Here is a 20,615-nt window from a genome sequence, read left to right as displayed (position 1 = left end):
AGCAACGCACCGTGTGCGCGGCCGGGTTGGTCATCGTCTTGTGGACGTTACTGGGGCCCGACTGGGGGTCAGGGTCGGCGAGGTCCTGGGGCGGCCAGACCCGGCCGGGCGGTTCCCGCCCGGTCCGCCCGGAACCCGCCCTCACCGGCGCGCTCGCGGCCCGCGACGAATCCGTCCGCGTCCCGTGGTCCGTAGCCCCAGGCCCGGTCCCAGCCCAGGTGTCCGAACCAGGCCAGGCCGGCCACCAGCAGTGAGCGGTGGCGGGTCAGTGCGGCCGCGGTGAGCAGGGCGGCGGGCACGGCCGGGGAGTGCAGGGCGTTGTAGGGGCCGATGGCGTACCGCGGGAGTTGGCGCCAGGTCGGGGCCGCGGACGCGCCGAGGAGCAGTGCGGTGTCGGGGGCCAGGGCGGCCGTCCACAGCACCTTGTTGCGCGGGCCGGCGATGCGGGCGCCGGCCAGGAGTGCCGCGATTCCCAGGGTCCCGCTCAGCGCCCGGCCGGCGGGGGCGGTCCAGGTCCAGGTCATGGGCGTCATGCGGTACCGCCGGGCAGGGCGCGGCGGGCCCGGGCGGTTGCGGCCAGGCCGCCGAACAGTGCGCGCCGGGCCGGATGGGCCCGGGCGGCGCGCACCGCGTGGGCGAGCAGATAGGGGCGGACGACCGCCAGGTGCGCGGGGGCGCCGTGGACGTCGTCGAGGACCAGTGCCCGGCTGCGGGCGACGGTCCGGCGGAGCAGCCCCACCTCGGTGAGCGGCACGATCTCGTCGCGGAGGCTGGCGACGTAGGCCACGTCCACGTCCAGGCTGCGTAACTGGGCGCCGGTGAGGGCCAGTTCGGGTAGGACGTGGTCGGTGGTGCCGTCGGTGAGGTGGTCCAGGGTGCGGCGGGTGGTCTGCGGGACGTGGCGGCGCCAGGCCGGGTCGCGGAAGAAGGGGCCGAGCGGGGCGCCGACCGTGGCGACCGAGCGGATCCGCGGGTCGTCGAGGGCGCAGCGCAGCGCCAGGTGGCCGCTGAAACTGAGCGCGAGGGCGTGCGTGCGGGTGGTGTCGGCACGGCCGGTGAGCGTGTCGAGCAGGGCGGTGAACGCGAGGTGGGCGTCGGGTCCGTAGCGGGCGGTGTGCTCGCCGACGCCGGGCAGTTCGGCGGCCACCACAGCCATGCCGAGGACGGGTGCCAGGCGCAGCAGGGGCGCCCACTGTTCCTTGACGCTGACGATCCCGCCGGTGATCAGCAGCAGGGGCCGGGCCGGGTCGCCCAGTCCGGCGGCCCAGGCGGTCTGGGTACCGGCGGGGTGGGTGACGGTGAGCCGCTCCACGTGGATCCGGCGGCCGCCGGATCCGCGGCGCCAGCGGTCGAAGGCGGCGGTGCAGGCGCCCTGGGCGCGCTGCCGCCCGGGCCCGTCGACGTACGGGAAGCGGCCCAGGGCGTAGTGCCGGCAGGCGTCCAGCAGGCGGCCGCGGGCGGCGAGCCGGTCGCCGGCCGCGCACCACTCCCCCGCCCAGGAGCCGGGCCCGTCGCTGTCCCCGTCGGGGGTGCGGATCCGGGAGAGCAGGGTCCGGCAGGGGTCCGGGGGCAGGCCCTGGGCGCGGGCGTGCAGCATGACCAGGTCGCGCAGTTCGTCGAGGTAACCGGCGCTTGCGGTGGCGGCGGTGGTCACGGGGTCTCCAGGGGGCGGGCCGGGCGGCGGAGGCGCTGCCGGCCGGGGAAGTAGACGGGTTCCAGGACGCGGCGGCGCAGGGCGGGGGTGTGGTGCAGGACGCGGTAGGCGCCGCGGCGGAGGGCGACGGCGAGCGGAGCGGCGAAGGTGAAGATCCGCTCCTGGCGGAGTTGGAGGGCGCGGGCGCGGCGCACCACGGGTGCCCGGTGGGCCTGGTAACGGGCCAGCGCCGCATCCAGGGCGGGCAGGTCGCGGTGGTGCAGGGCGGGTGCGGTGTGGGCGGCGAGGGCGACGGCGTCGGCCAGTGCGTGGTTGACGCCCTGGCCGAGGACCGGGGAGAGGGTGTGGGCGGCGTCGCCGACGAGGGCCAGGCCGGGGGCGTGCCAGCGCGGGACGTCGGTCGAGAAGATGTCCAGGAGGGCGGTGCCGGACCAGCCGGTGAGGGTGTGGCAGGCGGTGTCGGCGAGTTCCGGGGCCAGCTCGGCGAGACGGCGGTGGAGGGCGGCTACGCCCTGGGCGCGCAGCTGCTTGAAGCCGCCCTTGGGGATGTTGAGGCCGACCCGGAGCCGGCCATCGGCGCTGGGGAGGAAGAGGCCGTGCCGGTTGCCGCGGATCCGGACCTGGTACGCGTGGCGGTCCCAATTGCCGTGCGGGAAGGGGAGTTTGAGCCAGATGACGTCGCGGTCGAGGGGGGTGCTGTGCCAGGGCAGCGCCGCGAGGTCACGGACCGTGCTGTGCCGGCCGTCGGCGCCGACGGTGAGGGCGGCGCGCACTTCGACGGTGCCGTCGGGGGTGGTGGCGGCCACCCCGCGGATCCGGCCGGTGTCGTCCCGTACCAGCGCGGTGACCGTGGCCCGTTCGAGGGTGGTGACCGTGCCGGTCCGGTGCGCGGCGGCGGCGAGGGCGGCGGTCAGGGTGGGTTGGGGGATTTCCAGCGGGGTGCGGTAGGCGTACGGGAAGGAGTCGAAGTCGACGGCGAGGACGGTGCGTCCGCCGTCGGCGACGGTCAGCCGGCGTACCGGCAGGGCGGCCGCGCGCAGGTCGTCGAGGACGCCGAGGCCGGCCAGCAGCCGTACCGCGTCGGGGGCGACGGACTCTCCGCGGAAGGCCCGGCGGGCGGCGCCGTTCTTCTCCAGGAGGACGGTGGAGCGGCCGTGCCGGGCCAGCGCGAGGGCGAGCGCCCGGCCGGCGGGACCACCACCCACGACGCAGACGTCCGCGGTCAATTGACGCTCCGTCATGCCAGTCCTCGCCTGCTTCGTCGCTTCCGGTCCGGTCATCGCCCCTCCTGTTCGGTCGATTGAGTCGGTTCGTGTGGTTCGGTCGGTTGGGTCGCTTCCTTCGGTTCGTACGGTTCCTTCGGTTCATGCGGTTCATGGGGTTCATGGGGTTCGTTCCGCAGCACCGGCCGACGTCGTCACCGTCCGGCCCAGTCACCCCCCGGCACAGCCCCCCGGCGCAGTCACCCCCCGGCCCAGTCACCGTTCCGTGTCCGCGATCTCCATTAGGGCCTGCATCAGGCCCTCGTCGAGCATGGTTCCGGCGGCGGTGTCGCCGGTGTCGCCGAAGCCGGCGTCGTACCGCGCGATGCTGATGGTGTAGTCGCCGGACACGGTGTGGGTGGCGAACGACCACTCCTCTCCGGTGCCCGGCGCGCCGTCGGGGCACAGCACGGTGACCGGGCGGTCGCCGGGCCCGAAGCCGAACTCGGTGAACGGGAAGCGCATGCCCTGCCCGATCGCCTTGCTGTACGCCTCCTTGAGGGTCCACAGCCGGATCAGTGCGGCATTGCGGTCGGCTTCGGGGACGGCGTCCAGCATGCGCCGCTCGGCGGGGGTGCAGACCTGCCGTTCGATGCCGGTACGGGCCATCCGGCGGTCGGAGAGTTCGGCGTCCACCCCGATCCAGCCGCGCCGGGTGAGGCCGACCAGCAGCAGGTCGTCGGTGTGGCTGAGGCTGATGTCGATCTGGTCGAGACCGCGCAAGTAGGGCCGGCCGCCGGGTTTGTAGGCCAGTTCGACGGAGTGCGGCGCGGCGTGGATGACCGAGCAGGCGGCGTACTTGAGCAGCAGTCGCGAGGCGACGAACCGGCCGCGGACCTGCGGGTGCGACATCTTGCGGTAGCGCGGGTAGTCGCGGCCGAGCAGGGGGCGCAGCCGGGGGTCGTCGGGGTCGGCGGGCAGCCAGCCGGCGGGCCGGGCGTGCACCACCACCGAGCCGCTGCCCGCGAGGGCGTCACGCACCGGCTGCCAGGGACCGTCCGGTCCCGGTGTGTGCAGGACGGCGACCGCCGGCCCGGCCGGGCCGACCGTCGGGAGCCCCGGAAGGACCGGCATCCCATTCCTCCAAGCGGCGCACCAGATCGTCCAGGAGTTCCGCGGCCGCGGCGCCGTCCAGCACACGGTGGTCGAAGGTGAGGCCCAGCCGCATGACGGGGGCCGGGACGATCCGGCCGTCCCGGACCACCGGGCGCGGGGCGGTGCGTCCCGCGCAGAGGGTGACGGCGGTGCCTCCGTAGGAGTGGAAGGTGTCCACCCGGCGGTGCCCGAGGGAGCTGACGGCGAACGTGCCGAGGAGCGCCGCCCGCCGGTCCGGGGCGCGGACCGCGGCGCGGAAGGCGAGCCGTCCCAGGGGCGGTGGCAGTCGGCGCAGCAGCCGCAGGCCGGCCGCGCCGGGCAGGCTCGCCGGGTCGTCGTCGCGGCAGTGTGCGACCCACTCCTGGAGGGCGTCCAGGTCGAGCCGGTCGGCGTCCGGGAGGACGGCGGTGCGGACGGTGCGGCGGCCTTCGTGGGTGCGGTCGAGGGCGAGTTTGGCGTTGACGGTGCGGTAGTGGGCCAGGCGGGGGCGGGCGGTGCCCAGGGCCGCGGCGTTGGCCTCCGGGTGGGCGGCGAGCGTACGCGCCCCGGCGAACAGCAGGTAGCTGACGACGGAGTAGCGGTGGCCCGCCTCTCGGGCGGCGGCCCGGTGGGCCTCGACCGCCGACATGTCGACCTCGGCGGCCAGGTGGACCGGGGCGGCGGTGCGGGCCCAGTCGAGGAAGTAGCGGGTGTGGCGGCGGGCCCGGTCGGGGTGCCGGGTGGCGGTGCCGGGGATACGGCGGGCGCGGCGGGCGGTCACGGGCGCACCGCCAGGTCGAAGAGGGCGGTGAGGCTGGCGGCGCCGAGGACCTCGGCGACCGGTACGGGCCCGCCGAGCGCGTCCTCCAGGGCGGTCACCAGGCGCAGCAGGTGGACGGAGTCCCACTCCGGCAGGTCATCGAAGGCGGTGCCGGCGTCCTCCGGGCGCAGGTGCAGTCCGAGTTCGTCGTTGGCCAGCTCGATCAGGTCCAGGACGGTGCGCACGGTCGTGCCTCCCCTCTCATGCCGCTTCCAGGGCGAATGCGGCTTCGATCCACTTGCTCGACTCGATGGCGACGGCCAGTGCCCGGTCGCCGGGGGCCATCTTGGGCAGCAGCCGGGCCAGTTGCAGGAACGGCAGGGCGTTGCCGGTGTTGCCGGTCTCGGTGACGCAGGAGACCGCGGTGCAGTCCGCCCGCAGTCCGACGGCCTCGCGCAGTGTGGCGTCGAGGGCGGCGGTCATCTTGCCGCCGAGCTGCGGCGGCAGCAGGAAGTCCACAGTGGCGGGGGGCCAGCCGGTGGCGTCCAGCAGTCCGGCCAGTGCGGTGCGGGCCATCGGCGGGACGTGTTCCTCGACGGCCTTGTAGTCCTCGCTGACGCCGGGGGCGGTGCGGTCCCGGTCGGCGCTGCCGAACCATTCGACGATCTGGCCGGGCTCGCGGTCCCGGCCGTGCATGCGGTGGGTGGCGTGCCGCAGTTCCACGGCGTGGCCGAGTGGGTCGCCGGTGAGGACGGCGGCGCCGGCGCCGTCCCCGAACAGTGCGTAGTTGACCAGCGCGCGGGGCGGGAGGCGGTGCAGCGGGCGGCCGAGGTCGAGGTGTTTGGTGCAGACGTCGCCGCCGAGGACCAGGACGGCGGGGGCCCGGTCCGGCGGGGGTGGGGTCTGCCCGAGCAGGGCGGCGGCGAGGGCCAGGGCCTGGACGGCGCCGGCGCAGCCGGACTGGAGCTGGTAGCCGGGGACGCCGTCGATGCCGAGCCGGTCGGCGACGGTGGCGGCGGTGGTCGGCATCAGGGTGTCGGGGGTGGCGGTGGCCAGTACCACCGCGTCGATCTCGTGCGGGCCGATGCCGGCGGTGTCCATCGCCTGTCGGGCGGCGGCGGTGCACAGGTCGGCGAGGGTGTGCCGGATCCGGCCGTCGGTGAGGTCCACCGCGAAGTGCCGGGTGCGGGTCCCGATGAAGGACTCCACCCATGCGGGCAGCAGGCCCAGGCGCTCCCCCAGGGTGGCGTTGTCGACGGGCGGCCCGGGGAGCGCGGTGCCGGCGGCGGCCACGTACACCGGGGCGGTCATGCGCGTACCCCTGAGCAGCGCAGCCAGAGGTGTTCCGCCAGGCCGCGCGGGTCGGTGACGCCGTCGAGGAGTTCGGAGAGCGGCACCGCGGCCAGGGCGGGGAAGCGCTGTTCGATGCGGTGCCGCAACTCCATGATCATCACGGAGTCGAAGCCGAGGTCCTCGTAGAAGCGGGCACCGACCGGTACGTCGGAGGGCTCCCGCCCCAGGACGGCGGCGGTGGTCGCGAGGACGGTGTCGAGCATCGCCTCGGGCCCCTTTGGCGGTGCGGCGGCCGGCGTCGGGGTGGGCGCGACGGGCCGGGGGGTGGTCTCCGGGCGGGCCCAGAAGCGGGCGGCCGTGGCGAAGGCGTGCGGGCGGAGGCGGTGGGGGGTGCGCTCGGCCGGTGCGTAGAGCGCCGTCCAGTCCGGGTCGAGTCCGCAGCGGTAGAGCGCGGCGGCCAGTTCCGCGGCCTCCCCGCCGGTCGATTCCGGGCCCTGGCAGGCGGTGCGGCACGCGTCCTTCGGTAGCGGCACCAGCCGGTGCGCGAGCGGGGCGAGGACCGGGCGCGGCCCGATCTCGACGAGGTGGGTGGGGCGGTGCTCGCGGTACAACCCGCGCAGGGCGTCCGCGAACCGTACGGGGGCGGTGAGGTGATCGGCCCAGTAGGCGCCGTCGAGCGCTTCCCCGTCGCCGCAGCGCCGGCCGTGGACGGTCGAGTGGAACGGCACGGCGGGCACCCCGCCCGACACCTCCGCCGCGGCCCGCGCGAACGGCTCCCGCATCGGCTCGACCAGCGGCGAGTGCGCGGCGTGCGAGACCGGCAGCCATCGGCTCCCAATCTTCCTCTCCGTCAACTCCCTTTGGATGAAGGTGAGTTCAGTGTGGGAGCCGGACAGGACCACGGCGCGGGGGCCGTTGATGGCGGCCAGCGCCACCGTCGCGGTGTCGCGCACCAGTTCCCGGGCGTCCTCCGGTCGGCAGTGGGCGGCGAGCATCGCGCCGCCGGGTGGCAGTGCGCCCATCAGCCGGGCTCGCCGGACGACCAGCCGAGCCGCGTCCGGCAGCGACAGCGCCCCGGCGGCGCAGGCCGCGGCGAACTCCCCGCTGCTGTGGCCGAGCACCGCGACCGGGCGGACCCCGAGGTCGGTGACCATCCCGGCCAGCGCGTACCCGACGGCGAAGAGGGCGGGCTGGGCGCACTCCGTACGGGCCACCCGTTCGTCCCCCGAGAGCACCAACTCCCCTATGGAATAGTCCAGATGGCGGTCGAGGACGGCGGCCGCGGCGTCGAAGTGGCGCCGGTAGGACGGTACGGCGGCGTACAGCCCGGCGCCCATGGCGGGGTACTGGGAGCCCTGCCCGGTGAAGAGGAGGGCGACGGACGGCGGGCCGTCCGGGCGGGCGAACCGGTCGGAGTGCCCGAACACGTCCGCGTCCAGCGCCGCCGCCCGCAGCTCCCGGGCAACGGCGGCCGGGTCGTTGGCCACCGCCGCGAAACGGTACGGCAGGCGGGTGCGGACGGTGTTGCTGGTCCAGCAGGCGGCGGCGAAGGCGGACCGGGGGACGTCCGGCAGCGCCTCCGACTGGACCAGCAGGTTCCGCTGGAGCCCGGCGGCACTGTCCGCACTGAGCGTGAACACCCTGGGGACGGCACCCGAAGCGGGTGGCGTCGAGGGCCCCTCCGGCGCGGTGCCCAGCACCACGTGGGCGTTGCTGCCGCCCATCCCGAAGCTCGATACGCCGGCCAGCACCTGCCCCTCCGGCGGCAGCGGCACCGGCCGGTCCGGGAGGCACAGCCCGGCCCGTTCGGGCCCGGGACCCGGGGCGTCGTCCCCCACCGCGTAGCCGGGCGGCAGCGTCCGGTGGTGCAGCGCCAGCACCGCCTTGATCAGCCCGGCGATGCCCGCCGCGCCCTCGGCGTGCCCGATGTTCCCCTTCAACGAGCCGATGTGACAGGGCAGTTCACGCCCCTCGGCGCCGTAGGTGTCCGCGAGGGCGCCCAGCTCGATGAGGTCGCCCAGGCGGGTGCCGGTGCCGTGCGCCTCGACGAAGGCGACCTCGGCGGGGCGGACCCCGGCGCGGTGGCAGGCCGCGGTGATTACCTCACGCTGGGCACCCCGGCTGGGGGCGGTCATGCCGTTGCTGCGGCCGTCCTGGTTGATGGCGCTGCCGCGGATCACGGCGTAGACGGGGCGGCCCTCGGCCAGGGCGTCCTCCAGGCGGCGCAGCACCACCGCGCCCACCCCTTCCGCCCGGCCGATGCCGTCGGCCGCGGAACTGAACGGTTTGCAGCGGCCGTCCGGAGCGGCCAGCCCGGAGCGCGCGTAGACCGCGTCGAGCGCGGCGGTGAGCAGGACGTTCACCCCGGCGGCCACCGCGTGGTCGCACTCCCCGGCCAGCAGCGCGGTGCAGGCGAGGTGCACCGCGACCAGGGAGGAGGAGCAGGCGGTGTCGACGGTGAGGCTGGGGCCGCGCAGATCGAGCTGGTAGGAGAGGCGGTTGGCGAGCATGGCGTGGCCGGTGCCGGTGCCGGTGCGGGCCGAGACGGTGGCGGGGTCGGCGAGTTGGAGGGCGGCCCAGTCGTCGGTCATGGTGCCGGTGTAGACGCCGACCTGGGTGCCGGCCAGGGCCGCGGGCGGCGTACCGGCGTCCTCCAGGGCCCGCCAGACGCATTGGAGCAGCAGCCGCTGACGCGGGTCCATGACCTGGGCCTCGGCGGCGTCGATCCCGAAGAAGGCGTGGTCGAAGGCGTCCGCGTCGTCGAGGTAGCCGGCTGGCTGCTCGCCGCGGCGGCCGTCGCCGCGGGCGGGCGGCGGCGGGCCCACCGCCTGCCGGCCGTGGCCGAGCAGCCGCCAGAACTCCTCGGGGTCGGCGGCGCCGGGGAAGGCGCAGTCCAGGCCGGTGACGGCGATGCCGAGCATCAGTGGGCCCCGGGGGCGGGGCGGGCGGCGACCGCGGCGCAGGCACACAGGTGACGGGAGAGGGCGGCGACCGTGGGGTGGTCCCAGACCACGGTCGGCTCCAGGACCAGCCCGTAGGCGTCCTCGATGTCGCCGCACAGGCTCAGCGCCGCCACCGAGTCCAGGCCGCTCTCGGCGAACGGCACCGCGGTGTCCAGGTCTTCGACGGGGCGCTCCAGGTATTCGCCGAGGCGGGCCAGCAGCCAGGCCCGGAACTCCGCCTCGTCGGGCCGGTTCTCCATGGTGAACTCCTTTTGCAGCGGGGGCCCTTCGCGGACCCGGGCGGGGGCCGCGCGGGGCGGCCGGGTCCGGTTCAGCCGGCGAGCGGGGTGTCGTACAGGTCGTAGCTGCGGGCGTCGCGGTGGCGGGCCAGGACCTCCTCGACGACCCGCGCCTCGCAGCCGTCGGGGCGTTCGGGGGTGTCCAGGCCCAGGCGCCGGGCGATCCGGTGCAGCGCCCCGGCGAGCCAGCCCGGATCGCCGAGGAACGCCTGGTCGGGGCCGCCGGCGGGCACGGTGTGGTGCAGCCAGACGCCCAGGCAGGCGGCGCCGGCCAGGACCAGGGCGTAGCGGTCGGCGAGGGCGTAGGCGTGCGGACTGGCCAGCGCGGTGCGGTCCTTGGGCGAGAGCCGGCCGCAGGCGTCCTGGAGGCGGTGGAGTTCATCGACGAGGGAGGTGGCGAGGGCGGTCAGGGCGGGCCGGTAGGCGCCGAGGTCGGTGCGGGCGGTGAGCGCGTCGGCGTGCGCGACGAGGGAGGCGGCGAGCGAGTCGCGGGGGCCGGCCAGCGCCAGGCGCTGGAAGTCGACCGGTGGCAGGCCCTCGCCGGGCCGGAACAGGGTGGCCGGCGCCGGCTCGTCGTGCAGCCACGAGCGGCGGGCCAGGCGGGGCAACTGCGGGATGATGGTGGCCTGGCAGGCGGCGGTCCCGGCGTGCCCGAGGCTGATCACCGGCAGGTCGCGGACGTGCTTCTGGAACATCCCGTAGCGCCCGTCGCGCACGTAGAAGCTGGCGCCGAGCACGGTGGACAGGTCGTAGGTGCTCTCCCCCAGCATCTTCGGCACCAGGTACTTCACCACCGCGGCCAGCACGCTGGTCTCGGCGGGCAGTACGTGCACCGCGCGGGTGGCGGCCAGCGCGAGGCTGTCGCAGATCAGCAGGTCGAGGAAGGCGCCGGCCAGGGTGGACCGGGCGTGCGGGATGTCCAGGACGGGCCGGGAGTGCAACTGCCGGTCCAGGGCGAAGCCGACGACGGTGCGCAGCGCGGAGTCGGCGCCGCCGAGCAGCATGGAGGGCACCGCGCTGCGGGTGAGTTGGAAGGAGCGCAGGGCCAGTTCGACGCCGTCGCCCTCGCCGCCGACCAGGGCGTCCCCGGGCACCGGGCAGTCGGTGAAGTCCAGGCCGCCGAGCTGGCAGCCGCGCATCCCGACGCTGGGGTAGGCCGGGAGGTACGCCAGTCCGTTGGGCGGCAGGAGTTCCTTGTCGACCAGCAGCACGGAGTGGCTGCGGCTGCCCGGCTCCGGGCTGGTGCGGGTGAACAGCACCAGGGCCTCGGCGCGTTCGGCGTTGTTGATGACCTCCTTGCGGCCGTTGAGGAGGTAGCCGTCCTCGTGCCGGTCGGCGCGGAACTCGTTGCGCACGAAGTCGTTGCCGTGGGCGAGTTCGTGGTAGGCGACGGCCAGTCGCCCGCCGCCCATCAGCAGGTCGGCGGTCCACTGCTGCTGACGGGGGGTGCCGGCGGCCCAGACGGCGACCGCGGCGAGGAAGGAGGAGGCGCCGTAGCCGAGGCCGAGCGCGCCGTCCCGGCGGAAGACCGTGCGCAGCACCCGGGCGAGGGTGTCGACCTGCACGAACCGGCCGCCGAGGGCGGTGGGCACGAACTCGGCGTTGAGCCGGTACTCGGCGAGCATCCGCTCGGCGGCGGGCAGGAGTTCGGCCCGCTCGTCGGCGTCCAGCAGCGCGGTGTCGCGCAGCGGGTTGGCCAGGTCGGTCCGACTGCCGAAGCGCTTCTCCAGTGAGGCGATCCGGGCCCGTACGGCGCCCTCCTCCGATACGGAAGGGGGGCGGGTGCCCTGGGCCGGTGACAGGTTCATCGCAATCTCCTTGCGTGGATGCCCCGGCCTGCGGGCAGAGGAGGAACAGCGTCTCCGGCACGGGACCGCGCGGCGATGTGCTGCTCTTCGAGCCTGCGACGGTGGGGAGTTCGCTCCTCGGAATTCGGCACGGTAATCTGCGGAAAATGTCCGTCCGCCCGGTGAAGCGCGCCTTCAAGTACCGCTTCTATCCCTCCGATGCGCAGGCAGCTGAGTTGTCGCGCACGTTCGGGTGCGTGCGGAAGGTCTACAACCTGGCACTGGCCGTCCGCACCGAGGCGTGGGCACGGCGGGAGCGCACTACCTACGCGCAGACGTCGGCCCTGCTGACAGCGTGGAAGAAGACGGAGGAACTGGCCTTTCTCTCCGACGTGTCCTCGGTCCCTCTCCAGCAAGCGCTCCGGCACCTCCAGAGCGCATTCGTCTCGTTCTGGGAACGGCGCAGCAACCATCCGCGCTTCAAGTCCCGTAAAAGGTCCCGGGCGAGTGCGGAGTACACCCGCTCGGGATTCGGCTTCCGCGACGGGAGGCTGACGCTTGCGAAGATGCGCGAACCACTGGCGATCGTGTGGTCGAGGCCGCTGCCCGAGGGAGCACGCCCCACGACCGTGACGGTGTCGCGGGACGGAGCCGGGCGATGGTTCGTCTCTCTCCTGTGCGAGGACACGCCGGTCCCGATGCCGGCAAGCAGGCGGGCAGTGGGCATTGACGCCGGGATCACGGCACTGGTCACGCTCTCCACCGGGGAGAAGGTCGCCAACCCGCGTCACGAACGTCGGGACCGGAGCCGCCTGGTGCGTGCGCAGCGCCGACTTTCTCGCAAGGCCAAGGGGTCCAAGAACCGGGAGAAGGCCCGTCGCAAGGTGGCCGGTATCCATGCCCGGATCGCTGACCGCCGGCGCGACCATCTGCACCAATTGACCACTCGACTCGTGCGTGAGAACCAAACGCTCGTGATCGAGGACTTGGCCGTACGCACCATGGTCAAGAACCACCGGCTGGCCCGCGCCATCTCCGATGCCGGTTGGTCCGAGCTGCGGGCCATACTGGAATACAAGTGCGCCTGGTACGGGCGGGAACTGATCATCGTGGACCGGTGGTTTCCCAGTACGAAGTCGTGCAACGCCTGTGGGGCTCTCGCTTCGGCGATGCCCCTGGACGTACGGACCTGGACATGCAGCTGCGGGGCGACCCACGACCGGGACGTGAACGCAGCGAAGAACATTCTGGCCGCCGGGCTGGCGGTGTCGGCCTGTGGAGCGGGTGTAAGACCTCAACGGGAGTCCTCCCGGTCGGGGCGGCGCGCGGTGAAGCAGGAAGCCTCACCTGCGAAGGTCGGGGTTCCTTCCTCGTAGGGAAGGGAGGAAGTCAACTGGGGGCTCCTTCGGCCGTCGTTGACGGCAGCAGTGAGAAGACCTCGCCGCGGAGGTACTGGTCGGTCAGCCGGTCGGTGAGCGGGCCGAAGACCGCGTCGTCCGCGGCGGCCCGGGAGGCGGTCCGGTCCCCGGTGGTGAGGCCGGTGGGGCCGGTGGCGTCCAGCCGGGCCAGCAGGCGGCGCAGGGCGGGTTCCAGCCAGGTGGCGGCGGGCCAGTGGCGGCCGATCCGGGGGGCGTGGCGCCAGACGCCGAGGCAGGCGGCGCCGGCCGTGCACAGGGCGAGGGCGGCGGCCCGGTCGAAGCTCTCCGGTGGGGTGCCGGTGACGGTGTGGGCGGCCTTGGGGAGTGCGGTGAGCAGGTGGGCGGCGCGGGCGGTGAGCAGGTGGGCGGCGCGGGCGGCGCCGGCCAGGGCGGGGTCGGCGGCGGCCGCGGCGGTCAGTGCCGCGGTGTGGTCGGGCAGGGCGCCGAGGATGCTGCTGCCGTGGCGGGAGATCAGTGCCAGGTCCGTCAGGCGGGCCGGCGGCAGGGGGGCGTCGGGGTCGTAGAGGTCCGGGTCGGGCAGCCGGTCGGGGGTGGCCGGGTGGTGCCGGGCCAGGGCGCGGAACTGGGAGATCAGGCCGTAGAGGTTGACCATGGTGTTGCCGTCGAAGACGGCCACGATGCGGTGGTCGCGCTCGGTCTTCTGGAAGCGGCCGTCGGCGAATTCGGCGGTGAGGTAGGAGCGGGCGCCGAGGAGGCCGCCGAGCCGGGTGAGGACGTCGTCGACGACGGTGGGCACCAGGTACTTGGCGACGGCGGAGGTCAGGCTGAGTTCCTGGGGCAGCAGGTGGATGCTGCGGGCGGCGACGGTGCTGAGCGCCTCCATGGCCAGCAGGTCGGCGTAGATCTCGCCCAAAGTGCGGCGGGTCAGCGGAAGTTCGGCGAGGGTGCGGCCGTAGAGGCGGCGTTCGCGGGTGAAGCGGACGGCGAGGCGGAGGGCCTGGTCGGCGGCGCCGAGGGACAGGGCGGGGCACAGGGTGCGGGAGATCTGGAGGGACTTGAGGACGATCTCGGCGCCGGCGCCGGTCTCACCGACCAGGCTGTGGGCGGGCAGTACCGCATCGTCGAAGGTGATGCCACTGATGTCGGCGCCGCGGATGCCGTGGGTGGGGATCTTGGGCAGTTCGCGGTAGGCGGGGGCGGGCAGGTCGCGTTTGTCGGCGAGCAGGATGCTGAAGGCGCGCGGGCCGGGGTCCGGTCCGGTGCGGGCGAGGAGGCAGACCAGTCGGGCCCTGGTGGCGTTGTTGATCAGCCATTTCTCGCCGTTGAGGAGGTAGCCGGCGGCCACCGGCCAGGCGGTCACCTCGCCGGCCATCAGATCGCTGCCGTGGTAGCGCTCGGTCAGGCCCAGGGCGACCGCGTCGCCGGCGTGCACCCGGTCGGCCAGCCGGCGGGCGGCCACCCGGTCGCCGGAGACCCAGACACAGACCGAGCCGAGGAAGGTCTTGGCGTGTGCGACGGCGACGGTGAGGTCGCGCCGGGCGAGGGTGCGGACCAGGCCCAGCAGTTCCTGGTAGCTGCGGAGTCGGCCGCCGTGTTCGGCCGGGACGTAGTGGTCGGGGAGGCCCCACAGGTCCAGCAGGGCGCAGGCTTCGGCGGGGAAGGTCTCGGTGGCGTCGGTGGCGGCGGCGCGGGCGTAGGACAGCATGCCCGCGGGGTCCTCGGGGTCGCCGAGGTAGCTTTCCAGGCGCTCGGCGGGGGTGCGGCGGGGTGTGGTGTCCTCGTCGGGCGGGGTCCACAGGTGGCTCATGGTGCGCGGCATCGGCGGCGTCCCTTCAGTTCTGTCCGGGCTGGCCGGCGGGCCGGTCGGGGTCGCGGGCGAGCGGGCCCAGCAGGCGGTCCAGTTCGGGGCCGGCGACGCGGTGCAGGGCCTGGAGTTCGCCGGCGAGGAAGAGGGCGCGCATCGCGCCGCGTTGGACCTTGCCGCTGGTGGTGCGGCGCACGGTGCCCTGGGGGACGAGCAGCACGCAGTCGGCGCCGACCTCGAATTCGGTGGTGACGCGGTGGCGGACGGCGGAGGCCAGGGCCGGCATGTCGGTGCCGTAGGTGCCGCGGTCGCGGAGTTCCTGGACGACCACGACGTGGTCGCGGTCGTCGCCGACGCCGAAGACGGTGCAGCAGCCGAAGAGGGAGCTGACCTTTTGGACGGTGCGTTCGATGTCCTGCGGGTAGATGTTGCGGCCGGAGACGATCAGCATGTCTTTGAGGCGTCCGGTGACGTACAGCTCGCCGTCGTGGAGCGCGCCGAGGTCGCCGGTGCGGAGGTAGCCGCCCTCGCCGTCGGCGCGGGCGCAGCGGAAGACCTCCTGGGTCTCGTCGGGCCGGTTCCAGTAGCCGTGGGCGACGCTGCCGCCGCGCAGCCAGATCTCGCCGACCCGGCCGTCGGGCAGTTCCCGGCGGGTCTCGGGGTCGACGATGCACACCTCGATGTCCTGGGGCCGTCCGCTGCTGACGAGTTCGCGGGTGGGGCGGTCGTCCTCGGGGGCGGTGAGGCGGTGGTCTTCCAGGGCCGCGGCGTCCACGGTGCGGGTGACGGCGCCGGTGTCGGGGGTGGCGCCGCTGACGATGAGGGTGGCCTCGGCCATGCCGTAGCAGGGGTAGCACGCCTGGGGGCGGAGTCCGACGGGCCCGAACCGGTGGGCGAAGGCGCGCAGGGTGTCGGCGCGGACGGGTTCGGCGCCGTTGACGGCCCGTTCCCAGTGGGAGAGGTCGAGGCCGTCGAGTTGGTCGTCGCGGATCCGGCGCAGGCACAGGTCGTAGGCGAAGTTGGGGCCGCCGCCGGCGGTGATGCCGTGGTCGGTGACGGCCTGGAGCCAGCGGACGGGGCGGCGGACGAAGGTCGCGGCGGGCATCAGGACGCCGGTGCCGCCGAGCCAGAGCGGGTGCAGCAGGTGGCCGATGAGGCCCATGTCGTGGTGGAAGGGGAGCCAGCTGCCCATCCGGGTCTCCTGGTGGGTGCCCAGGGCTCGTGAGATGGCGAGTTGATTGGACATCAGGTTGCGGTGGGAGACCATGACGCCCTTGGGGTCGCTGGTGGACCCGGAGGTGTACTGGAGGAAGGCGATGTCGTCCTCGGAGACGTCGGGGTGGGCCCAGGCGTCCGGGTCGGCGTCCTCGGGGTCCATGGCGTCGGTGGCCAGGCAGGGCAGGCTGCCCTGGCCGTGGGCGGCGAGGAGCCGGGAGATGTCGGGGGCGCCGGCGCTGTCGGTGAGCACGCTGTGCGCGGCGGTGTCCTTGATGATCCCGAGCAGTCGGTCGACGTTGTGGTGGGCGCCGCCGGGCAGCGGTGCGGGGACCGCCATCGCCCCGGCGTAGAGGCAGCCGAGGAAGGCCGCGGCGAACAGTCGGCCCTGGCTCTGGATGACGATGACCGGGCGGCCGGAGGCGCCGTGGCGTTGCAGCCAGCAGGCCACCGCGCGGGCCGCACGGTCGAGTTGGGCGTAGTCGAGGCGTTCCGGGGTGAGTGCGGTGCCGTCCTCGGTCAGGAAGACCAGGGCGTCCTGGGTGGGCCGTTCGGCGGCCCGGTCGGTCACGAGCTCGATGAAGTTCCGGTGCTGTGGCACGGCCGGCCCCCTCGCCGTCTTCGTATGTGCGGGCGATTCCGAGGATGGGCGGGGGCGCTCGACCTCCGCTTGAGCAGCGGTCGTCCGGCGGCCGGCACGCTGGGCGGGTCGACTGCCGTCGGGATGGGGTGATGCGGGTGCGTCCGCTGGGGATCGAGGGTGTGTGGCTGTGGGAGCCGAGGGTGTTCCCGGACGAGCGGGGCACGTTCCACGAGTGGTTCGCGGAGGCCGGGTTGCGGGGTGCGGTCGGGCACGGGCTGCACCTGGCGCAGGCGAACGTGTCGGTGTCCCGGCGCGGGGTGGTGCGTGGTGTCCATTTCGCGCAACTCCCGCCGGGTCAGGCCAAGTACGTGACGTGTGTGCGGGGCGCGGTGTTGGACGTCGCGGTCGATGTGCGCACCGGGTCGCCGACGTTCGGGCGGTGGGAGGCGGTGCGGTTGGACGACCGGAACCGGCGTGCGGTGTATCTGGCGGAGGGCCTGGGGCATGCGTTCATGGCGCTGGCAGAGGACAGCACGGTGATGTATCTGTGCTCGGCGCCGTACGCGCCGCGGCGGGAGTTCGGGGTGGATCCGTGCGATCCGGCGCTGGGCATCGCCTGGCCGCGCGGTATCGCGCCGGTGCGGTCGGCGAAGGACGCCGGGGCGCCGTCGCTCGCGGCGGCGGCGCGGGCCGGGCTGCTGCCGTCGTACGCGGCGTGCCGGGAGTGGTACGCGGGCCTGCGGGGCTCAGCCGACGGTGTCGTGGAGTGAGCGGGCCAGCGCGTCGTGCCAGTGGGGCAGGGCGGGGAGTCCGGCGGCCCGCCAGCGGTCGTGGCCGAGGACGCCGTAGGCGGGCCGGGGTGCGGGCTGGGCGAGGTGGGCGGTGCCGGTCGGGTGGACCCGGTCGGGGTCGGCGCCGGTGAGGGCGAAGACCGCGCGGGCGAGTCCGTACCAGGTCGTGGCGCCGGCCGAGGTGGCGTGGTAGATGCCGGCGGGCGCCCGGCCGGTGCGGGCGGCTCGGCCCAGCAGGAGCAGTTGCCGGGCCAGGTCGCGGGCCCATGTGGGCTGGCCGTGTTGGTCGTCGACGACGTCGACGTGGTCGCGTTCGGCCTGGAGGCGGCGCATGGTGCGGACGAAGTTGTGGCCGTGGCCGGCGTGCAGCCAGGTGGTGCGGACGACGTAGCCGGTGTCGGGGAGCCGTTCGAGGACGGCGCGTTCCCCGGCGAGCTTGCCGCGTCCGTAGGCGTTGACTGGGGCGGTCGGGGCGTCTTCGGCGTAGGGCGTGGTGGCGTCGCCGGGGAAGACGTAGTCGGTGGAGAGGTGGAGCAGTCGGGCGCCGTGGTGGTGGCAGGCGTCGGCGAGGTGGGCGGGGCCGTCGCCGTTGATGCGCCGGGCGCGGGCCTCGTGTCGTTCGGCGGCGTCGACGGCCGTCCAGGCGGCGCAGTTGAGGACGACGGCGGGGCGGTTGGCCTGGACGGCGGTGTGCACGCTGTCGGGGTCGGTGACGTCGAGGGCGGTGCGGTCCAGGCCGGTGACGTGCTGGCCGGCGGCCCGCAGTACCGTCAGGCACTCCCGGCCGAGCATGCCGCCCGCGCCGGTGACCAGCCAGCCGGTGGGGCGGCCGGTCACGGCAGTGCGGCGCGCTTCAGCAGCGGTTGCCACCAGTCGCGGTGGGCGGTGTACCAGGCGACGGTTTCGGCGAGGCCGGTGGTGAAGTCGTGGCGCGGGGCGTAGCCCAACTCCTTGCCGATCTTGGTGTGGTCGACCGAGTAGCGGCGGTCGTGGCCCTGTCGGTCGGCGACGTACTCGACGCTTTCCCAGCCGGCGCCGCAGGCGTCCAGCAGCAGTCCGGTCAGTTCCTTGTTGGTCAGTTCGGTGCCGCCGCCGATGTTGTAGATCTCGCCGGGGCGGCCGGCGGTGCGGACCGCTTCGATGCCCTGGACGTGGTCGTCGACGTGCAACCAGTCGCGGACGTTGAGGCCGTCGCCGTAGAGCGGGACGGTGCCGCCGTCCAGGAGGCGGGTGATGAACAGCGGGATGACCTTCTCGGGGAACTGGTACGGGCCGTAGTTGTTGGAGCAGCGGGTGACCCGCACGTCGAGGCCGTGGGTGCGGTGGTAGGCGAGGGCCAGCAGGTCGCTGGACGCCTTGGAGGCCGCGTAGGGCGAGTTGGGGTCGAGCCGGTCGGTCTCCAGGGAGGAGCCGGTCGGCACCGAGCCGTAGACCTCGTCGGTGGAGACGTGGACGAAGCGGCGGCCGCCGGCCCGCAGTGCGGCGTCGAGGAGCACCTGGGTGCCGAGCACGTTGGTGCGGACGAAGTCGCCGGCGCTGCTGATGGAGCGGTCCACGTGCGATTCGGCGGCGAAGTGCACGACGGTGCCGTGGGCCGCGACCAGCTCGTCGACCAGGGCGGTGTCGGCGATGTCGCCGCGGACGAAGCGGTAACGGGGGTGGTCCTCGACCGGCCGGAGATTGGCCGGATTTCCGGCATAGGTGAGCTTGTCGAGCACGGTGAGGGTGATGTCGGCCGTTTCGGGGCCGGCGAGGAGCGTGCGGACGTAATGGGATCCGATGAATCCCGCGCCGCCGGTCACCAGAATTGCGTTGTCGGTCATCGTTACGTCCTTCTCCTGGGGTCGGCCCGCGAGGCCGGGGCCGCGCGGTGGCGCGGCACCCGGCGCGTCTGCGGGACGCAGACGATGCGGTGGCTATTCGGCCGCCCAAACGGGCCGTACCTCTAGCGTTTCGGGCGTCGGCCAGGTCTTGGCGATCTCGACGGCGGCGGCCCGGTCGGCCGCCTCGACGAGGATGTATCCGCCGAGGGTCTCGTCGCCGTCGGCGAACGGCCCCTCGGTGGCCTCGCGGGTGCCGTCGGCGGACCGGCGGACCGTCACCGGAGCCACGGTGGCGGTCTCGAACGCCTCACCGCCGACGAGGGTACCGGCCTGCGCCTGCTCCCCCATCCACCCCTCGATCTGCTTGCGGTAGGCGAGGTGGTCGTCGTCCAGCAGCTTCCTGGACTCGGTGTTCTCCAGCATGACGATCGCGAACTTCATTCGTGCTCTCCTTGTCACAACGTTCCGGAGCAGACCGGAATTCAAGCATTCTGCAATTCCGGAATCCCATCCTCCAGGAATCCCGGAACCCAGGAATCCTGGGGAATACTCAGCGATGCGACGAAGTCGTGTCAAGCCGCACCGAATTTTTCGCGCCCGCGGGCGGCGAAGGAAATTGGGCAGGCCGGCAGAATACCTGGCGGCGGGAGGTTTCCTTGACTTCCCACACTCTCACCGCGGGCAATTCGCGCGTATTTCCGTATTCGGTTTCACCGGCCCGATTCACCGGCTCGATTCACCGGCCGGCCGTGGTCATTTCTCGGCGACCGTCACGCAACAGCGCCAGCACTGTTCGCGCGCCCGGTCCTGGCCGGGCAGGGCACGCACCGCCGTCAGTACCGGTTCCACCACCTCCTCCCACTCCGGTTCACCCAGTCCCATCAGGTACGAGAACTGCCGCCCGGTGATCGCCCGGGCCAGGTCCCGGGGCGACATCCGGGCCCACTGCTCGACGGCCCGGCGCTGGACGACGAGCGGGGCGCCCAGTCCGCCCAGGGCCGCGGCGACCTCGGCCGGTCCGTCGGGCCGGCGCTGGAGGACGTCGAGCCCGGCCGCCGCGGCCATCAGGTCGGTGGGTTCCGGTTCCGGGCGGCCGTGCAGCGCGACCAGCCGCCCGCCGGGGCGCAGCACCCGCACCGCCTCGGCGAGGGTGCCGCCCACGTCCCCGGTCAGGTGCAGGACGTTGACCAGGACGACGTTGTCCACCGCGGCGTCGGCCAGCGGCAGCGCCCGGGCGTCACCGACCGCGACCACGTCGCCGAGCCGCTGCCGGGCGCGGGCCAGCATCGGCACCGCGAGGTCGATCCCGGCGACGGTCCGGCCGCGTTCGGCGAACGCGGCGGCCACCAGGCCGGTGCCGATGCCCGGTTCGAAGACCGCGCCGGGGGCCAGCCACGGCTCCAGCGCGTCGGCGATCCGGCGGCCGTGCGGCAGCCCGCCGAGCGCGGTGTCGTACCGTTCGGCGGCCGCGTCGAAGGCCACCGGCGCGGAGGTCATCCGTCCGACCCGTCCGGTGCGGGGCCGGCGAAGTCGTAGGTCAGGACGAAGGGGTGGCTGCCGTCGGCCGCGTCGAGGACCCGGCCGGTCCCCCGGATGCCGCGCAGTTCGCCGGTGCCGGAGTCGGGCAGGATGTCGATCTGCGCCTCCCGGCCGGCGGCCGAGGCGCGGGCGCTGTGCCGCAGCACGAAGGTGCCGGTGCGGTCGTGGACGCGGCCGGTGAAGCGTTCGAAGCCGACGTAGGCGGCGGAGGTCTCCACCTGCCCCTTGGCCATCAGCATCTCGCCGGTGCTGGCGCCCTCCAGTTCGCCCCAGAACTTCTTGGTCATGCTGGTGCGGGTCAGGCGTGCCCCCTCGGCCTCGTCGTACGGGGTCTCCTCCCAGGTCTCGCCGCGGAAGTTCCCGGTCGCGGTCAGGCTCACTGTGTTTCTCCTCGTCTGTGCCGTGGTCGT

Annotated in this window: 19 protein-coding genes; 2 read left to right on the top strand and 17 right to left on the bottom strand. The window is 74.1% G+C overall.

What is annotated here, in order from left to right; translation table 11 throughout:
• Window positions 1–68 precede the first annotated feature (68 nt).
• The 10 genes from ACO0M4_RS28490 to ACO0M4_RS28445 all read right to left on the bottom strand — a co-directional run bounded on the left by ACO0M4_RS28490 (window position 69) and on the right by ACO0M4_RS28445 (window position 11,092).
• Window positions 69–524, bottom strand: a complete 456-nt coding sequence (locus tag ACO0M4_RS28490) for a DUF4260 family protein (RefSeq protein ID WP_430373782.1) — start codon at window positions 522–524, stop codon at window positions 69–71.
• A gap of 5 nt (window positions 525–529) precedes the next feature.
• The gene (locus ACO0M4_RS28485; RefSeq protein WP_430373781.1) at window positions 530–1,654 is read right to left on the bottom strand and encodes an alpha/beta hydrolase; all 1,125 of its coding nucleotides are present in this window, start codon (window positions 1,652–1,654) and stop codon (window positions 530–532) included.
• Window positions 1,651–2,934, bottom strand: a complete 1,284-nt coding sequence (locus ACO0M4_RS28480) for an FAD-dependent oxidoreductase (RefSeq protein WP_430373780.1) — start codon at window positions 2,932–2,934, stop codon at window positions 1,651–1,653. The genes ACO0M4_RS28485 and ACO0M4_RS28480 overlap by 4 nt, the downstream gene beginning before the upstream one ends.
• Before the next feature lie 198 nt (window positions 2,935–3,132).
• Window positions 3,133–3,897 carry a 4'-phosphopantetheinyl transferase family protein gene (locus tag ACO0M4_RS28475; RefSeq protein WP_430373779.1) on the bottom strand — a complete coding sequence of 255 codons (765 nt, stop codon included), beginning with the start codon at window positions 3,895–3,897 and terminating at the stop codon, window positions 3,133–3,135.
• Window positions 3,890–4,771 carry a 2-oxo acid dehydrogenase subunit E2 gene (locus tag ACO0M4_RS28470; RefSeq protein WP_430373778.1) on the bottom strand — a complete coding sequence of 294 codons (882 nt, stop codon included), beginning with the start codon at window positions 4,769–4,771 and terminating at the stop codon, window positions 3,890–3,892. The genes ACO0M4_RS28475 and ACO0M4_RS28470 overlap by 8 nt, the downstream gene beginning before the upstream one ends.
• A complete protein-coding gene (locus ACO0M4_RS28465; RefSeq protein WP_146022089.1) occupies window positions 4,768–4,995 on the bottom strand; it encodes a phosphopantetheine-binding protein in 228 nt (75 codons plus the stop codon). Before ACO0M4_RS28465 ends, ACO0M4_RS28470 begins: the two co-directional genes overlap by 4 nt.
• 16 nt (window positions 4,996–5,011) lie before the next feature.
• Window positions 5,012–6,061 (bottom strand): 3-oxoacyl-ACP synthase III family protein, encoded by a 1,050-nt coding sequence (locus tag ACO0M4_RS28460; RefSeq protein ID WP_430373777.1) that lies wholly within the window; start codon window positions 6,059–6,061, stop codon window positions 5,012–5,014.
• Window positions 6,058–8,964: a type I polyketide synthase gene (locus ACO0M4_RS28455; RefSeq protein WP_430373776.1), complete on the bottom strand. Its 2,907-nt coding sequence runs from the start codon at window positions 8,962–8,964 to the stop codon at window positions 6,058–6,060. Before ACO0M4_RS28455 ends, ACO0M4_RS28460 begins: the two co-directional genes overlap by 4 nt.
• Complete coding sequence (locus ACO0M4_RS28450; protein WP_100602357.1) at window positions 8,964–9,245, bottom strand: acyl carrier protein; 282 nt, start codon at window positions 9,243–9,245, stop codon at window positions 8,964–8,966. The genes ACO0M4_RS28455 and ACO0M4_RS28450 overlap by 1 nt, the downstream gene beginning before the upstream one ends.
• 71 nt (window positions 9,246–9,316) lie before the next feature.
• Window positions 9,317–11,092 (bottom strand): acyl-CoA dehydrogenase family protein, encoded by a 1,776-nt coding sequence (locus tag ACO0M4_RS28445; protein ID WP_430373774.1) that lies wholly within the window; start codon window positions 11,090–11,092, stop codon window positions 9,317–9,319.
• 146 nt (window positions 11,093–11,238) lie between these two features.
• Here ACO0M4_RS28445 and ACO0M4_RS28440 point away from each other — a divergent pair, with 146 nt between their 5' ends.
• Window positions 11,239–12,447: an RNA-guided endonuclease InsQ/TnpB family protein gene (locus ACO0M4_RS28440; RefSeq protein WP_430373772.1), complete on the top strand. Its 1,209-nt coding sequence runs from the start codon at window positions 11,239–11,241 to the stop codon at window positions 12,445–12,447.
• Between the two features lie 13 nt (window positions 12,448–12,460).
• On the opposite strand, the gene ACO0M4_RS28435 is transcribed toward ACO0M4_RS28440, so the two are convergent.
• Together ACO0M4_RS28435 and ACO0M4_RS28430 are read right to left on the bottom strand one after the other, a co-directional pair.
• Window positions 12,461–14,269, bottom strand: a complete 1,809-nt coding sequence (locus ACO0M4_RS28435; protein WP_430373771.1) for an acyl-CoA dehydrogenase family protein — start codon at window positions 14,267–14,269, stop codon at window positions 12,461–12,463.
• 13 nt (window positions 14,270–14,282) lie between these two features.
• Window positions 14,283–16,070: a fatty acyl-AMP ligase gene (locus ACO0M4_RS28430; protein WP_430373770.1), complete on the bottom strand. Its 1,788-nt coding sequence runs from the start codon at window positions 16,068–16,070 to the stop codon at window positions 14,283–14,285.
• A 131-nt stretch (window positions 16,071–16,201) separates the two neighbouring features.
• On the opposite strand from ACO0M4_RS28430, the gene rfbC reads away from it, so the two are divergent.
• On the top strand, window positions 16,202–16,822 hold the full coding sequence (gene rfbC, locus ACO0M4_RS28425; RefSeq protein WP_430373769.1) for a dTDP-4-dehydrorhamnose 3,5-epimerase: 621 nt from the start codon (window positions 16,202–16,204) through the stop codon (window positions 16,820–16,822).
• Here rfbC and rfbD read toward each other — a convergent pair.
• The 5 genes from rfbD to ACO0M4_RS28400 form a co-directional block, all read right to left on the bottom strand.
• Entirely contained in the window at window positions 16,799–17,635 is an 837-nt protein-coding gene (gene rfbD, locus ACO0M4_RS28420) for a dTDP-4-dehydrorhamnose reductase (RefSeq protein ID WP_430373966.1), read from the bottom strand. The two genes, rfbC and rfbD, sit on opposite strands and share 24 nt — an antisense overlap.
• 41 nt (window positions 17,636–17,676) lie before the next feature.
• Window positions 17,677–18,666 (bottom strand): dTDP-glucose 4,6-dehydratase, encoded by a 990-nt coding sequence (gene rfbB / locus ACO0M4_RS28415; RefSeq protein WP_430373768.1) that lies wholly within the window; start codon window positions 18,664–18,666, stop codon window positions 17,677–17,679.
• Between the two features lie 93 nt (window positions 18,667–18,759).
• Complete coding sequence (locus ACO0M4_RS28410; protein WP_430373766.1) at window positions 18,760–19,107, bottom strand: YciI family protein; 348 nt, start codon at window positions 19,105–19,107, stop codon at window positions 18,760–18,762.
• Between the two features lie 312 nt (window positions 19,108–19,419).
• Window positions 19,420–20,163 (bottom strand): class I SAM-dependent methyltransferase, encoded by a 744-nt coding sequence (locus ACO0M4_RS28405; RefSeq protein ID WP_430373764.1) that lies wholly within the window; start codon window positions 20,161–20,163, stop codon window positions 19,420–19,422.
• Window positions 20,160–20,585 (bottom strand): DUF3224 domain-containing protein, encoded by a 426-nt coding sequence (locus ACO0M4_RS28400; RefSeq protein ID WP_430373762.1) that lies wholly within the window; start codon window positions 20,583–20,585, stop codon window positions 20,160–20,162. Before ACO0M4_RS28400 ends, ACO0M4_RS28405 begins: the two co-directional genes overlap by 4 nt.
• Between the last annotated feature and the right edge of the window lie 30 nt (window positions 20,586–20,615).

The organism is Streptomyces sp. RGM 3693, from assembly GCF_050471125.1.
Lineage (GTDB): Bacteria > Actinomycetota > Actinomycetes > Streptomycetales > Streptomycetaceae > Streptomyces.
The sequence above is the reverse complement of the archived record's forward strand: the minus strand, read 5'-3'. Positions and strand labels throughout refer to the sequence as shown.